Genomic DNA, 15435 nt, shown 5'->3' with positions numbered 1-15435 from the left:
TATGGCGTACGCAGGAGCCGGTGACCCCGGCTCCTTCTTGCGTTTGGCCACTTCGCCGGAGGCTACAGTCTCAGCAGTGCCTTGGCATTGCCATGGCAGACCTTTCGGCGTTCCTCGTCGCTCAGCGGCGCCGCCTCGATCCAGCGGCCGGCCTCCTCGGCCTTCTCGAACGGGTAGTCCACGGAGAAGAGAACGCGGTCAACGCCGAGCGCGTCGATCGCGCAGCGCAACGGCTCGTCGGAGCAAACGCCCGCCGAGGTGACCCAGACGTTCCGCTTGAAATAATCTGATGGCTTCAATTGAAGACGGCGTTCGCCGCGATTGCTGATTTCCCAGCGGCTGTCGAACCGCCACAGCTGGTAGGGCAGGGTTTCGCCCATATGTCCCAACAGCAGCTTTGCCTTGGGAAAACGGTCGAACAGGCCGCTGAAGACAAGGCGCAGCGCGTGGTTGCCGGTTTCGACCGTCCACGACCACACCGGCCCGAACAGCTCCGGGTGATTGTGATACATGTAGGGGAAATCCGGCGGATTGTAGGGATGGATGTAGATCGGCACAGAAAGTTCCGCCGCCCGTTCCCAGAAGACCGAAAACCGGTCGTCATCCAGATAGGCGCCATTGGTCTGACCGTTGATCATGGCGCCGACCAGGCCCAGTTGCTCGACGCTGCGCTGCAACTCATCGGCGGCGGCCTTGGGATCCTGCATGGCAAGATGCGCGAAACCGGCATAACGGCTTGGCTGCTCGGCGATCCGTGCGGCGAGAAAGTCGTTGCACTCGCGTGACTTGGCGATGGCCGTTGCCGTCTCCGTTTCGGCCTGGACGCCAGGACCGGCCAGCGACAGGACGGATTTTTCGATGCCGATCAGATCCATCGCCGCCAGGCGCCGTTCGCCGAAATCCTGCAGGGCAGTCAACGCCTTTCCGAAAAGATCGGGACTGATGTTGATGGCGGTCTTGTTAAAATAGTCGATGAAACCCGGCGCCATGAAATGTTCTTCGAGGGCGATTTTCGGAGTCCGGTCGAAAGTCATGTTTCCTCCTGCGAAACGACCTGAGCCATGCAGGCTGTTTCGTCTGATGGGTCAGTAGAGAATGGATGGAAGCCACAGCGCGAGGCCTGGGAAGGCGAACAGCAGCAGGATGAGCGCGAAGGGCGCAATGAGAAATGGCAGGATGCCGACATAGAGCTGCTTGATGTTCAGGCTCGGCATTTGCGCCTGGATGATGAAGAGGTTCATTCCGACCGGTGGATGGATCAGGCCGAGTTCCACCACGATGACGACGATGATCGAGAACCAGATCGGATCGTAACCGAAGCCGACAACCACGGGCAGGAAGACTGGAACCGTGATCAGCACCATGCCAATGCCTTCAAGGAAGCATCCCATGATCACATAGATGATCACGATCAGCACCATGACCGCGGCAGGTGCCAGACCAAGCGAATGGGCGCCGGAGAGGAGCAGATCGGGAAGCTTCGTTTGCACGACGAAGTTCGCGAAGATCGTCGCGCCAATGATGATGATGAACAGCACGCAGCTGGAGACCACCGACACCTTCACCGCATGGGCAAGGCTTGCCCAGGTCAGGCGACGACCAAGCCAGCCCAGGAGGATGGCGCCGAAGGCACCGATCGCCGCAGCCTCGTTCGGGCTGAAGACACCGGCATAAATGCCGCCGATCGTGCAGGTGAACAGAACGATGAACTGCCACGGTTCCTTCAGCGCCAGCAGCCTTTGTTTGATGCTGGCCGACGGATCGGCGGGAGCCTTGCCGGGCAGGCGGCTGGCGATGACCAGCGCCACCAGGATATAAAGAAGCATCAGCACGATGCCGGGAATGAGCGCTGCGGCAAACAGTTTCGGCACCGACTGCTCGGCAATCGCGGCATAGATGACGAGGATGATCGACGGCGGGATCAGGATGCCGAGACTGCCGCCGGCAGCAACGGAGGCTCCGGAAAAACCGTCATCATAACCTGCGGCACGCATTTCGGGCACCGAGATGCGGGTCATCGTGGCAGCCGTCGCAACGGATGAGCCGCAGACCGCGCCAAAGGCTCCCGAGGCGCCGATGGTTGCAACCGCAAGTCCACCCGGCAGCCCAGACAGCACGACACGGGCCGCCTTGAAGAGTTCCGCCGAAAGGCGGCTTCCGCTGGCGACTTCGCCCATAAGGATGAACAGCGGGATCACCGACAGGCCGTAGCTCGACGCGGTGTCGAAGGCGGTGGTCCCGGCCACGGCTGAGGCGACGGACAGGCGCGACAGCAGGACATTGCCGACGATGCCGCACAGGGTCAGCGCGACCCAGACCGGAATGCGGCAGAACAGGATGGCAAAAAGCGAGAGGACGACGAACAGTCCGAGAAAGGCAGGTGTCATTCGGCATGGTCCTGGGATGGCGGATGGCGCGGATCATCGCTGTGCCTGACGGACAGGACGAAGAGGCTGGCAATGACACTGTTGGCAAGACCGAACAGAGCGAGGCTCCACAGTATCCAGACCGGAAAATCAAGCTCCAGCTTCACATCTCCGTAGCTGTAGGCCTCCGTCGCCGGCTGCAGCATCGACCACAGAAGGAAGAGGAGAACGGCCGCGGTGGCAAAAGCCGCAATGGACTTGAGAGCGTTAACCGCGCCCGGTGACATCAGGCCATCGATGAGATCGATGACGATCTCCTGGCTGTTGGCAATCACCTGCGGCAGCGCAAAAAACACGCTGATCAGAAGGCAGATTTCAACGAGTTCGTAGGACCCGCGAACGGGCGAATTGAAAACGTAGCGCATGAAGACATCGGCAACCGTCACCAGCATCATCACGATCAGGGCGGCTCCGGCAGCAAGCGAGAGCCACCGGAAATACCGGTCGAGCGTGGATGCCAGGCGAGAAAGGCTATGCATGGTCAATTCCTCCGGGAGAACCGCGCCGCGTGATGCGGCGCGGGCAGCGGCGGCCTACTTCGTGTAGGCAGCGACGAAGGCACTTCCCGGCTTGCCGGACTGGTCGATCTGCGCGATGGCTGCAGCATTGACAGGTTCGAGCGCCTTCTTGAAGCGGGCGAGTTCCGTGTCGCTCAGCGTCTCGATCGAGACCTTGTTCTCGATCATGTAAGCGCGGCCTTCCGCTTCGCCCGCGTCCCACATCTTGCCGAAGTCCCCAGCGCGCTGCGGTCCCGTGGTCTCCTCGATGACCTTGCGGCTTTTCTCGCTCAGCCCGTCGAATACCGACTGGTTCATCACCAGCGCGAAGCTGTTGGAGGCGAGGCCCGGTTCCATCGAATGTTTGACGATTGGCCCAAGGTTGAAGGATTTGGTTGCCTCGTAGGGAAAGGTCGTCGCATCGATGATGCCCTTGGAGAGGCTGTCGGCCGTCTCGCCCGGGGACACGGGCAGCGGTGCCGCACCGAATGCTTCCAGCATCTGCTGGAACACCTTTCCGGCATACCGCACGCGCAGACCCTTGACCTTGTCGATCGAGGTAACGGCCACGGAGGTGGTGTGCAGCTTGAGCGGCGGCGTCACGGCCATCCAGAGGATCTTCGTGCCGGCGTGTTCGGCGGCCAGGTATTGCGGCGCAAGCTCCGTCAGGCGACGCGAGGTGATTTCGCTGGTCTGCCCGGCAGACGGATAGGACAGCGGCAAACCGGCGAGTTCCGTGACCGGGAAACGGCCCGGCGTTGCGCTGTGAAGGATCACGGCAACATCGGCGACGCCAGTCTTCACCAGGTCGAACTGGCGGTTGACCGGCCCAAGCTGTGCGGCTGGATAGATTTCCAAGGACACCTCGCCGCCGGTCTTCGCCTTCAGCTCCTCGCCCCACTGCACCAGCGCCTTTTGCCAGGTGTGGTTCGGCGGCAGATAGCTCGAGACCTTCAGCGTGGTCTGAGCCAGCGCCGGCGACATGCCGACAGCAAGCATCATCCCGGCCAGAAGGCCGGCAGAAAACATATTCTTCATGAATTCCTCCCCAGTACCATGAAACGACCGCTCCTCAACGAGCCGCAATTCAGTACATCTGTACCATTGAGCAAGACATGTTGTCTGTCAAGAGGCCCGGTTCAGCGCGCGGGAAGAACGCGCATCCTGCGTCGGACATCCAGCGACCTTGGCACGATCAGATGAAGCGCAGACGCAGCACGCCGCCCGATGCAGCAAGAAACAGGATCCAACGCGAGTGGATCGTGGCGACGCTCGGAGGCGTTGTCTCTTCCGGCATCATCAAGAACCAGGGGATACTTTCTGCTGGATTGCCGCCCTGAGCCAGCGATGGGCAGGATCTTCGTCCAGGTAACGTGGCCAGACCATGACTTCCGTCAGCGGCTGCATCTCGAAAGGCGCAGCAAACAGCTTGACCGGAAAACGCTTTGCCATTTCCTCGGCCATACGCCGGTGCATTCGTGACGATGCGCTGCGTGCCCATGACCAGAAGCGGCGCGATGCTGAACTGGTCGATGGTACATTCGACCCGGCGCTGGCGGCCATACCGGGGCAGAAACCATTCCTCAAAGGCGAGGCTTGCCTCGTTGCCGAGCCGGATCGAAACATGGCCGCGATCCAGATACTCATCCATGGTCAACTCGCTCATCGAACCTGCGGCCGTTGCGCACAGCATACAGACATGCTCGTCGCGCAGAACTTCGACCTGCGGGTGCTGCAGGCGGCTTGCATATTGTTCGGGGATGATCAGCAGATCGATCGCGCCGCGCTCGAAGGTTTCGATGACATCGAGAGGCGTGCGGCGAATGTCGAGGCGCATCCCCGGTGCGGTTGTTGCAAGGTCCCGCACCACTTCGGCCAGAAGCACGTCGAGCATGTAGTCCGATGCAGCAACTGAAAAGCTGCGCGCAATGGCGGAAGGCTCAAAGACGGGGCGAATCGCGATGGCGGACCGTGCCCGCATCAGCGCGTCCCGCACCGGCCCGACCAGGCTCTGGGCGAGCGGCGTCAGTTCCATCCGCCGCCCGACCGGCACCAGAAGACTGTCGCCGAAATAATCGCGAAGCCTGGCAAGCGCCGCACTCGTGGCCGATTGACCGATATGCAGGCGTTCACTCGCCCGCGTGACGTTGCGCTCCTCCAGGAGAACATCGAGAACCACCAGGAGATTCAGATCGAACCGTTCAAGACGCATCGCAAGCTCCTTTCCAGATGTATCGATGATATCGATGATCATCACCAATACAATCTGTTTCATTGTTTAATTGACGAAAGCTAAATTCAAGCTGTCGCCGTCGGTGGGAGGTAATGCCGGACGGGAGACGCTGAGGAAGAGAGCATGTGCCAAGAGCCCGCTCTTGACCCTGCACATCGAACCAGGGAGGAGCCCCATGACCAAATTGAACAGCGTTATCAGCTATAGCACGCTCAGCATCTGCCACATGGCGGGCATGATCGACCTTGCCGCCCTGCCCCTGTGGATTGGCAGCCTGATGAACTTCTATGGGCTGTCGGCGCCGCAGGCGGGGCTTGTCGTCACGGCATTTCTGGCGGCGGTCGTAGCCTCGAGCGTCCTCTTCGCGCCGCTGTTTACCCGATTGCCACACCGCATCTTCGTCGCCGCTGGCTTTGCGATTTCCGCCGCCGCCTTCTGGACGACATCCCTGCTTTCGGCCCCGGCGACTGGCGTCTTTCCCTTCATCCTTCTCCACCTGATCGCAGGTTTCGGCGCCGGTGCCGCCCTTTCCGTCACCCACGGAACGATCGGGCGCACCGCCAATCCGCACCGTCTGTTCGGCATCGTCAACATTGCCATGGGCGCGCTTGCCATCGTGATGTTCGCGACCATTCCGACGCTGATTGCCAATCTCGGCGGGCAGCTTCTGTTCCAGGCCATGGCTGCCACCATGGGGCTTGCATGTCTCGTCGCGATACTGCTTTTCCCGAAGGACGCTGCGACAAAAGAGGCGGGCAAGCTGCAGATCGCTCGCGCAACCCGGGCTCCACTGCCGCGGATGGCCTGGCTGACGATCCTGGTTGTCGTCTGCCTGGCACTCAATCAGGCAACCGTGTTTTCCTATGTCGAGCGCATCGGCACGACCCGCGAGTTCGGCCTCGACAAGGTGCAGATGATCCTGGTCATCATGGGCTTCGTCAATCTGGCGCCTGGGCTGCTGGCCGCACTTCTGCAAAAACGCCTTTCTCCCATTGCCGTCGGCATTGCCGGTCCCATTCTGCAGGCGCTCCTTGCGCTCACCATGACCGGTTCCTCAAGCCTGCCCCTTTATGCGGTGCCGACCATCTTCTACGTGTCGCTCGTCATTTTCACGCATACCTTCCTGTTCGGTCTTCTCGCCAAAATCGACACCACGGGAAGAGCCGTGGCCGCAACACCGGCCATGATGATGTTCGGCTCGGCCATCGGCCCGGCTCTTGGCGGCCTGATCGTTGCCAATATCGGTTATCACGGCCTCGGCTGGTCGGTCGCCTGTTTTGCCACGATCGCTGTCACGGCCATGCTGCTGGCGCGCAAGGAACTGGCGCGCAGCGCCGAGGCCCCTGCCCTGGCGACCGCCTGAATCCCATTTCCCAGACGAAACCATGGAGATCACCATGAACCAGCATGTCAATCTGCCCCCTGGGCTGCAATTTCCGGATGATGTCGTGTTCAACGGCTATGCCGCACCGGTGCGCATCGAAGGCGAAGTGCACGATCTCGAGGTGATCGGCCGCATACCGCCTGAGCTGGAAGGCATGTATATCCGTAACAGCGCCGACCACACCTATCCGCCGCTGCACGGCAAGGACATCTTCCTGAACGGCGACGGCATGGTGCATTCCGTTCGCATCCAGAACGGCCATGCGGACCTGACCATGCGCTATGTCCGCACCCGCAAGTTCCAGCTGGAGCGTGCCGCACGTCGTGCCCTGTTTGGCGCCTATCGCAACCCCTTTACCGATAGCCCGGAAGTGATCGGCGAAGATGCCAACACGGCCAATACCTCCGTGCTCTGGCACCACGGCAAGCTCTATGCGCTGAAGGAATCCGGCCGCCCCTACGAGCTTGATCCGAACGATCTGACAACGCGCGGCGAAGTCGATTTCGGTGGCCAGCTGAAAAGCCGAACCTTCACAGCTCATCCGAAGGTCGACCCCTTAACCGGGGAATGCGTTGCCTTTGCCTATAACTGCGAGGGTGTCGCCAGCGACGAAATCGAGGTCTACTCCATAGACAAGGAAGGCCAGTTCACCCGCACCGAACGCTTCAAGGCACCCTACTGTTCGATGGTGCACGACTTCCTGGTGTCGCGCAATTTCATCGCCTTCGTCATCTGCCCGATGGTCTGCGAATGGGATCGGGTGAAGAAGGGCGAATCCTACTGGCACTGGGACAACCAGAAGCACACCTATATCGCGGTCATCCCGCGTGACCAGGGCGTTTCCGCAATCCGCTGGTACACGGCGCCCAAGATCGCCATGCAGACGCACACCTTCAATGCCTGGGATGACGGCAGCCGGCTGGTGCTCGATCATTTTGTCAACGAATCCGGCTGGCTCAGCCAGTTCCCGGATATTCACAACCCCCATGCGCACGAACTACCGCCGTTCGGCGAACGCTGGATCGTCGATCTTTCCACCAAAGGCGGCGACGTCACGGTGGAGCGTTTCATCAACCACATTGGCGAAATGCCGGTGGTCGATCCGCGCTTTTCCATGCGCCGCACGCGGCATTTCTGGTTCGGCACCAACCACCCGGCCCGGTGGCCGATGCTGCCGGCCGGTCCGAAGGGCCCGCCCTTCACCTGCCTTGGCCATTTCGACGAGGAGACCGGCAAGATCGAACTCTTCTATGCCGGGCCGGATTCGTCGCCCGAAGAACCCTGCTTCGTGCCGCGCAGCCCGGATGCAGAGGAAGGCGACGGCTGGCTGATGACCATGGTCGGCCGCCGCGCGGAAAACCGCACCGATCTTGTCATTCTGGATGCCCGCAATCTCGCCCAAGGGCCGGTCGCCATCCTGAAATTCCCCTGCCGCGTGCATGAAGGCTTCCACGGCATCTGGGTACCGGGCAGCGCATTGGGTTCGGACCGCGGTTTCTAAGAGACGAGGCTGGCATCTCCCGTCACCGTCGAAAGATGGCGGCGGGAGATTGCTTGATTCACAAGAGGGGAGGATGTCATGATCACTTTGTATGGCTCGCTGCACTCGCGGGCAAACCGTTGTGCCTGGATGCTGCGTGAACTGGATCTCGATTTCAGGCACGAACCGACCAATTTTCAGGATGGCAGCACACGCAAGGCGGAGTTTCTGCGACTGAACCCTAATGGCCGGGTTCCGGTCCTCGATGACGACGGTTTCGTTCTCTTCGAGTCGCTTGCGATCAACCTGTATCTGGCCAAGAAGTTCGGCGGCCCTCTCGGCCCGACCGATCTGCAGGAAGAGGCGCTGATGATGCAGTGGTCGCTCTGGGTTGAAAACGAGGTGGAAAAGCCGCTGCTTCTGGCCGCCGCCAACGCAACACTTTTTGCACCCGACAAGCGCTCGGCCGAAGAGCGCGACGTTGCGCTGGCAAAGCTCAACCGCCCATGGACGGTGCTGGACAACCTTCTGGCCGAGCAGCCTTACCTGACCGGCGACCGTTTCACGGTAGCAGACCTCAATGTCGCATCCGTCATGACGCTCGGCCCGATCGCCCGCATCGACCTGACGGCATTTGCCAATCTTGACGCCTGGTTGATGCGCTGCCTCGATCGGCCGAAAGCGACCGACTGGAGAAGCGTCTCCTTTTCGATCCCCCGCCCGCCAGGTCCACTTGGCATGCTGTCCATGTTTGTCTGAAATCGCCGTAGAAGGAAGGTTTCCTCCGTTATGCTTACACTTGCAATTGCCAATGAGATCATCGACGAAGCACTGGCCGAGGCCCGCAGGCGCGGCTTCCAGCCGCTCGCCGTTGCGGTGCTGGATGCCGGTGGCCATCTGATCGCCTACAAACGCGAGGACGGCGCAGGCATCGTCCGCTTCGATATCGCCTACGGCAAGGCCTGGGGCTCGCTCGGCATGGGTTTTGGTTCGCGCGAACTCACCCAGCGAGCCGCCAAGAACCCGACCTTCATCTCCACGCTGACCTCGATCAGCGGCGGGCGGATGGTGCCCTCCCCTGGCGGCGTCCTGATCCTGGACGCTGAAAAGAACGTGCTCGGCGCGATCGGCATCTCCGGCGACGTGGGCGACAATGACGAGATCGCAGCCCTGGCAGGCATCGCCAAGGTTGAGCTTTTCCCCGCGCCCTGACCCTCACCTCCAAGGGCAGGATGCAAGAAGCCCCCTGCAGCCGTTACCGGTGCGGCTGCAGGGGGCTCATTTATTTCGGCATACCGAAACAGTTCGCGAATGCGTCGGCAAGTGGGCCGAACAGAGCGCACACCGACTGTTTTTGATGCTGGAGTGATTGCCGTTCTTTCTGCCAGAGCATGCAGCAACAGTTAGGCGGCGTAGCGGAACCACATGATCGGTGGGTTCCGCTGCGCTGTCGCTCTGTCTCAGGTCAGCCCTGCTCGTCCGTGATCGGATTGCGCAGGATACCGAGCCGGTCGATCTCGACCTCGACAATGTCACCCGGCTTCATCCAGAGCGGCGGGGTGCGCTTGGCGCCGACACCACCGGGCGTGCCGGATGCGATCACGTCGCCGGCTTCCAGCCGTGTGAAGCTGGAGCAATATTCGATCTGCCGGGCGATATCGAAAATCATCTGGCTGAAGGTTGCGTCCTGCACCACCTCGCCGTTCAGGCGCGTCTGGATGCGCAGTGCATCGAGCGGGCCGAGTTCGTCCGGCGTCATCATCCAGGGGCCGAAGGCGCCTGTGTCGGGGAAATTCTTGCCCGGCGTGAACTGGTGCGTATGGCGCTGGTAGTCGCGCACGCTGCCGTCATTGTAGCAGGCGAAGCCGGCAATATGGCCAAGCGCATCCTCGCGGGAGATGTAGCGGCCCGGCTTGCCGATGATGACGGCGAGTTCCCCTTCATAGTCCAGCTCGGTCGAAACCTTCGGCCGGATGATCGGCTTCAGGTGACCCGTCTGGCTGTTGGAATAGCGCGCAAAAATGGTCGGGTTCTCGACTTCGGCGCGGCCGGTTTCCTTGCGATGCATCTCGTAGTTCAACCCGACGCAAAGGATCTTGTCCGGGTTCGGAATGACCGGCAGCCATTCGATCTCCGAGAGCTGGAATGCGGCAGCCTTTCCCGCAGCCTCGGCAACACCTTCGAGGCCTGCGGTTACGGCCGCCTTCAGGTCCGCATACCGGTCGGCCAGGACGGCACCGGCATCGCGGAAGGTCTCGCCTTCGATCACGCCCCAGGTGGTGCGTCCGGCGATCTTGACGGTGGAAAGTCTCATGCGGTTACTCCTTCAAATCGGTTGAGCGGATGCCGGGTGTCTCAGGCGAGACGCGCACCGAGATCCTGTATCTGTTGGTGAAGAGCATCGAGGTCGGCAGCGGCCCCGAAGACGTAATGATCCGGTCGCACGAGCGCGGCGACGGCGCCATGCCGTTCAAACCAGCCGGTCAGGACCCCATCCTTTTCGTGCAGCGCGGCGCCGTCGGCCGTATCCGCGCCTTCGGGGGCGACGGCAACAACCCTCAGCCCTTCGATTGCGGTCGCAAGCGCCTTGGCCTGCGCCTGCGTGACCCGGCGACCGTCCAGCACCAAACGCCAGGTCGGGCCGGTGAAGTGATCGAGAAGGCGGCTTTCGCCGTTCTCGAGGATCGCCGGCTGAGGGAAGAGCAGGCCGCGCGCCGGCGTGCCTTCCGCAGCGATCAGGCCCACCTCGATCGGCGGCACGATTTCCTGGCGGGTGATCACCAGCGGCTTTCCACCGCCATCGGCAAGGATACGGGCATCGCGGGCAGCCGCAGCGTAGGGATCGCGTTCGCAGATCGCCTGACCGATGGCCTTTATCCGGCCCGTCAGCGTCTCGACATGGCGCTTGCGCTCCTGTGTGTAGCTTGCCAGCAGGCTGTCCTCCGACTGGCCCTTCAGGATGCGGTCAAGCCGCCAGATCAGGTTGGACACATCACGCAGGCCCTGGCACATGCCCTGGCCGATGAAGGGCGGCTGCTGGTGGGCGGCATCGCCGGCAATGACGACCCGGCCCTTTGTCCAGTCGTCTGCCACCAGGGCGTGGAAGCGGTAAGCGGCGGCGCGCCACAATTCCCCATCCTGCGGCGTCAACCACGGCGAAAGCAGCCGCCAGACATTGTCCGGCAATGCCATCTGCCGCGGATCTTCACCCGGCAGAAGCATGATTTCCCAGCGACGGTGGTTCTTCGGCCCCATGATAAAGCTTGCAGGACGGGCGGGATCGCAAAACTGCGCAGAGGTCTCCGGAAGCTTGGCAAGTCCCGCGTCGTTGACCAGCACGTCGATCACGAGCCACGGCTCGTCGAACACCAGATCCTCCAACTTGATGCCGGCAAGCTCGCGCACCCGGCTCGATGCGCCATCGCAGCCGATCAGGTAACGTGCGGCAACCATCCGGGTCTCGCCCGAGGCCTCCTTCAGCGTTGCGACGACCTCGTCTTCGCGGATGTCGAGGTCGATCATCTCGACGCCCAACGAAACCGTGACGCAATCAAAGCTCTCGGCGTGGGTGCGCAAGACGGCCTCAACCGGCGGCTGGGTGAAGACCATGCTCGGCGTGTAACCGAGCGGGTAGGGTTCCGGCACCATATCGATGCGGCGGATGAGCTGGCCCTTGGCGCCGAAATGCTGCGAGGCGGTGAAGGGCGCGATGTAAGGCATCACCTGATCGGCAACGCCCATATTGTCGAAATGGCGCAGGATCTCATGGTCGATCGCGATGGCGCGCGGTTTGTCGTAGATGTCGGTCAACCGGTCGACGACCAGGGTGGAGTGACCGCGCGCGCCCAGCATGCCGGCGGCAACGGCGCCGGCGGGGCCGAAACCGACCACCAGCACATCATAACGGTCTGTCATTGAAATCTCGTTCGTCACGGATAAGCCTCTTGCATAACGTAGGACGGCGGCCTCAGGCGCCGGAAAATCCGATGGAGATCTGTGCCTTCTTGCAGGCCTCGCTCTTCGGCGGCGCAATGCCCCAATGGTCTGTCCGTCCGGGTGGCCACACCCATTCGTCCGGTCCCTTCACGCGGTAGGTTTCATCCACCTGGAGAACTTCCGCCGTGTATTCGATGACGACCCCCGTCGGGTCGACGAAATAGGCAAAGACATTGTCGCCGGGGCCGTGGCGGCCAACACCCCAGCCGATCGGAATGCCATGATCGACAACGAGGCCGGAGCCACGCATCACCGATTCCAGATCCGGCATCAGGAAAGCGATATGGTTCAGCCCATGTGCCGCGGCTTCGGCCAGCACCACGGCATGGTGATCGCTGTTGCAGCTGAGAAACGCCATCATCTTGGAGCGGTCGGTCAGGCGGAAGCCGAGCACCGTGCGGTAGAAATCCGACAACGCCTCGATGTCGGCGCTGTTGATGTTGACATGCGCCAGACGCAGCACACGGTTCGGCACGACGGTCGCCTGCCTGCGCCGGTCACCATGCACGAATTCCAGAACCGAACCCTGCGGTTCGCGCACGACGAACCTGCGCCCGCCGGTCAGCGGATCGGCAGCGCCCGGCTCGCGCAGCACCGTGCAGCCAAAGGCCACCGTCCTTTCGTAAAGCGCGGCGAGATCCTCCGCCGAGCGGACCCGGAAGGTGATCTTGCGCAGTTCAGAGCGGTCGCTCTGCTTCAGTTCCAGCACGTGGCAATCATCACCGGTCGCGGCCAGGAAGACTTTGTCGCCAACCTCGGCAACCTTTTCCAGCCCCCAGACCCGCGTATAGAAATCCACCGATCCGGCAAGATCCGGCGTCCCCAGTTCGACGCTGCGCAGGCCAATCACGGGAAAGTCAATCATATCCATCAAATCTCCTCCTCCAGGGCAAGGAAGGCCAGCGCATTGCGGAACGTGAGGCGTTCCCGCAAGCTGGCATCATCAAAGGCCTGTTCGACCCGGGAAATCGGTTCCTTTTCCCGGAAATTGAATGGGTAGTCCGTGCCGATCATGACCCGGTCCTCACCGAAGACGGAGACGATCCGCCTCAGCATGTCCTCGTCAAAAACCAACGCGTCGACGTAAAGCTTGCGTGCCAGAGCCACGGGCGCCTCGGGCAGGCTGTCGCGCATGGCCGGGAAGGTATGGTAGCCCTGTTCGAGACGCGGCAGCAGGGCCGCAAATGTTCCGCCGCCGTGGCTGAAGGCGATGCGCAGTCCTGGAAATTTCTGCAGGAGCCCGCCGGTGATGACGGAGGCGGCGGCCAGCCCGACATCGGTCGGATAGGCCAGGATCTGCTGCAACGGCGCGGGTCCCACCAGGCGATCCATGCCGGCCGGGCGCACTGCGTGAACGAAGACGGCAGCACCCAGCCGCTCGGCCTCGGCAAAAAGGGGATCAAAACGCGGATCGCCTATGGCGACGCAATTGATATTGCTGCCGACTTCGACACCTGAAAATCCGGGCAAGGCCATGAGGCGCTGCAATTCGGCAATCGCAAGATCGATGTCCTGCATCGGCAAACCGCCGAGGCCTACGAAACGCCCCTGCCCTTCCTGCACCAGGGCCGCAATCACATCATTGACGTGACGAACGAGATGCGAAGCCGCTTCGGCATCGATCCAGTAACCGAACAGTTCCGGCATGGGAGAGAGCACCTGGACGGCAATGCCGGCGCGATCCATCTCCTCGATCCGACGCTCGGCCACCCAGCAGGCATCATTCACCGTGCGGTAGGGCTTGTCGTTGATCACCACGGTTGCGTGGCAATCCTGGACGGGTGTCATCGACGGCCATCCAGAAAGCGATCCTCCGCCCGGCACCGACGGAAAGCTGGAAGGGACCACATGGCAATGGACGTCGATACCGACACAGCCACAACCGCTCCTGAAGCGTCCTGCCCTGTTCAAGCCTTGGCTCATGTCCATTTCCTCCGATGATCATTTGGTATTCTACAAACTTTGCTGCGTAAAGCCATAATTTATAAATTTTGCTTTGGCGCGCGCTGCTGTATATGAAATCGAAAAGGAAGCGGTGGAACCACATGATGATCGACATGCCGAGCAGAGCGGCCGACAGCCCCGCCACGCGGGCAACCAGCGTTTACGAACGCCTGAAGGACGACATTCTCTCGGCGGCGCTGGAGCCCGGCCGGAAGCTGCAGCTGCGTTTCCTGATGGAACACTACGAGGCGGGCCAGACGCCGCTGCGCGAGGCATTGAATCGCCTGACGACGGAAGATCTGGTCATCGGCAAGGAGCAGCGCGGTTTTTTCGTCAAACCGATCAGCCTTGAAGAATTGGGAGAACTGACGAAGACGCGCTGCTGGGTCGAGGGTTTGGCGCTTCGCGAATCCATGTCGAATGCCAATGCTGCCTGGGAGGAGGCCCTGCTGGTTGCGCACCATCGCCTGGAGCGCGCTCCGCGATCCTTGAACCCTGAGCGTTTCGAAAGCAATCCGGAGTGGGAACGGCTGCACCGGGCGTTTCACGCCAAACTGATCGACGGCTGCGGCTCACGCCCCCTGATCGGTTTCTGCGAACAGTTGGCGGACAGACTGAACCGCTACCGGGCGCTCTCCAGCCGCAAGGCGTTTCGCGTACGCAAGGTCAACCAGGAACACGGCGATATCCTGAAGGCGGTGATGGATCGCAACATCGAAGAGGCTGTTCGCCTGCTTCAGCTTCATTACGAACAAACGGCCGCGTTCATCCGCACCGATCTCGAGTCGACAGAAGCCAACAACACTATACAGCCGGCATCCTGAGACCGCCTGGACTCCGTCCTAGGTCGCCGCGGTGGCCTTCGGTCACGCCAACGGCATCATCGTCAAGACCCACAACGCCGCATGACGATCGCGCGAAGAGTGTCCAGGTCATGTTCGGTGGGGCAGGCATTTCGGCGAGCATTCAGCCTTAGACAAAACCCACATGCTGTCCGAAGGGGACGTCTTCCTCCAGATTGCCCTCGCCGATGCAGAGGCTTTCGCCGGACAATCGTGGCTCGCTCTCCGCAGCCTCGTCCGGATCTTCCGACTGCCCACGACGATCTGCCCCGTGCCCGGCGGGACGCTCCTCATCGACCTCGCCTTGGCGCTCTTCCGCCAGTCTCTCGTTCAGCCTCTGGAGGTCGCCCGTGATCTGATCCTGCCGTTCCGCCACCCAAGCGCGGTCCGGTTCGGATTCGATCGATGTGCTCCAGTCCTTCCTGGTGGCTCCCGTTCCTGACACGGGCGAGACCTTGGCGATTTCGTCGATCATGATGTTCCCACCGTCTCAAGGGGTGTGCTCGACCACACGGGATCGATCATATCACGATCAGGCGAAAGGCCAATCCCGTCACAACCGGTGCGCCTTATTGGAAAAAGTAGGGCGCGGCCTCTCTTTGGTCGGACGGTGGAAACGTCCGACCAAAGAGA

At 61.6% G+C, this 15435-nt stretch carries 15 protein-coding genes; 5 read left to right on the top strand and 10 right to left on the bottom strand.

Annotated elements, in window-relative coordinates; genetic code table 11:
* Positions 1 to 62: 62 nt before the first annotated feature.
* The 5 genes from OU993_RS13740 to OU993_RS13720 all read right to left on the bottom strand — a co-directional run bounded on the left by OU993_RS13740 (position 63) and on the right by OU993_RS13720 (position 5198).
* On the bottom strand, positions 63 to 1034 hold the full coding sequence (locus OU993_RS13740) for an amidohydrolase family protein (protein ID WP_268158268.1): 972 nt from the start codon (positions 1032 to 1034) through the stop codon (positions 63 to 65).
* 51 nt (positions 1035 to 1085) lie between these two features.
* Positions 1086 to 2387, bottom strand: a complete 1302-nt coding sequence (locus OU993_RS13735) for a TRAP transporter large permease (RefSeq protein WP_268158266.1) — start codon at positions 2385 to 2387, stop codon at positions 1086 to 1088.
* Entirely contained in the window at positions 2384 to 2905 is a 522-nt protein-coding gene (locus OU993_RS13730; protein ID WP_268158264.1) for a TRAP transporter small permease, read from the bottom strand. The genes OU993_RS13735 and OU993_RS13730 overlap by 4 nt, the downstream gene beginning before the upstream one ends.
* Before the next feature lie 54 nt (positions 2906 to 2959).
* Positions 2960 to 3961, bottom strand: a complete 1002-nt coding sequence (locus tag OU993_RS13725) for a TRAP transporter substrate-binding protein (RefSeq protein WP_268158262.1) — start codon at positions 3959 to 3961, stop codon at positions 2960 to 2962.
* Positions 3962 to 4118: 157 nt separating this feature from the next.
* Positions 4119 to 5198: a LysR family transcriptional regulator gene (locus OU993_RS13720; RefSeq protein ID WP_268158261.1), complete on the bottom strand. Its 1080-nt coding sequence runs from the start codon at positions 5196 to 5198 to the stop codon at positions 4119 to 4121.
* Positions 5199 to 5331: 133 nt separating this feature from the next.
* Here OU993_RS13720 and OU993_RS13715 point away from each other — a divergent pair, with 133 nt between their 5' ends.
* From OU993_RS13715 to OU993_RS13700, 4 genes are all read left to right on the top strand, one after another.
* On the top strand, positions 5332 to 6519 hold the full coding sequence (locus tag OU993_RS13715) for an MFS transporter (protein WP_268158259.1): 1188 nt from the start codon (positions 5332 to 5334) through the stop codon (positions 6517 to 6519).
* 34 nt (positions 6520 to 6553) lie between these two features.
* Positions 6554 to 8041 (top strand): carotenoid oxygenase family protein, encoded by a 1488-nt coding sequence (locus tag OU993_RS13710; protein ID WP_268158256.1) that lies wholly within the window; start codon positions 6554 to 6556, stop codon positions 8039 to 8041.
* A gap of 78 nt (positions 8042 to 8119) precedes the next feature.
* Positions 8120 to 8779 (top strand): glutathione S-transferase family protein, encoded by a 660-nt coding sequence (locus OU993_RS13705; RefSeq protein ID WP_268158254.1) that lies wholly within the window; start codon positions 8120 to 8122, stop codon positions 8777 to 8779.
* A gap of 30 nt (positions 8780 to 8809) precedes the next feature.
* The gene (locus OU993_RS13700; protein ID WP_268158253.1) at positions 8810 to 9232 is read left to right on the top strand and encodes a GlcG/HbpS family heme-binding protein; all 423 of its coding nucleotides are present in this window, start codon (positions 8810 to 8812) and stop codon (positions 9230 to 9232) included.
* 253 nt (positions 9233 to 9485) lie between these two features.
* Here the strand turns inward: OU993_RS13700 and OU993_RS13695 are convergent, their stop codons facing one another.
* From OU993_RS13695 to OU993_RS13680, 4 genes are read right to left on the bottom strand one after another with little or no spacing between them, the layout of a single operon-like run.
* Complete coding sequence (locus OU993_RS13695; RefSeq protein ID WP_268158251.1) at positions 9486 to 10334, bottom strand: fumarylacetoacetate hydrolase family protein; 849 nt, start codon at positions 10332 to 10334, stop codon at positions 9486 to 9488.
* A 41-nt stretch (positions 10335 to 10375) separates the two neighbouring features.
* A complete protein-coding gene (locus tag OU993_RS13690; RefSeq protein ID WP_268158249.1) occupies positions 10376 to 11935 on the bottom strand; it encodes a bifunctional 3-(3-hydroxy-phenyl)propionate/3-hydroxycinnamic acid hydroxylase in 1560 nt (519 codons plus the stop codon).
* A 52-nt stretch (positions 11936 to 11987) separates the two neighbouring features.
* On the bottom strand, positions 11988 to 12881 hold the full coding sequence (locus OU993_RS13685) for a VOC family protein (protein WP_268159662.1): 894 nt from the start codon (positions 12879 to 12881) through the stop codon (positions 11988 to 11990).
* A gap of 5 nt (positions 12882 to 12886) precedes the next feature.
* Positions 12887 to 13939, bottom strand: coding sequence for an amidohydrolase family protein (locus OU993_RS13680; RefSeq protein ID WP_268158247.1), 1053 nt, complete (start codon positions 13937 to 13939; stop codon positions 12887 to 12889).
* 134 nt (positions 13940 to 14073) lie between these two features.
* Between OU993_RS13680 and OU993_RS13675 the strand changes: the two genes are divergently transcribed.
* Positions 14074 to 14784, top strand: a complete 711-nt coding sequence (locus tag OU993_RS13675) for a GntR family transcriptional regulator (protein WP_442792963.1) — start codon at positions 14074 to 14076, stop codon at positions 14782 to 14784.
* Between the two features lie 148 nt (positions 14785 to 14932).
* Here OU993_RS13675 and OU993_RS13670 read toward each other — a convergent pair whose 3' ends face one another.
* Positions 14933 to 15277 carry a hypothetical protein gene (locus OU993_RS13670; RefSeq protein WP_268158242.1) on the bottom strand — a complete coding sequence of 115 codons (345 nt, stop codon included), beginning with the start codon at positions 15275 to 15277 and terminating at the stop codon, positions 14933 to 14935.
* Between the last annotated feature and the right edge of the window lie 158 nt (positions 15278 to 15435).

Source organism: Rhizobium sp. SL86 (assembly GCF_026672545.1).
In the GTDB taxonomy this organism is placed as follows: Bacteria; Pseudomonadota; Alphaproteobacteria; order Rhizobiales; family Rhizobiaceae; genus Neorhizobium.
The sequence above is the reverse complement of the archived record's forward strand: the minus strand, read 5'-3'. Positions and strand labels throughout refer to the sequence as shown.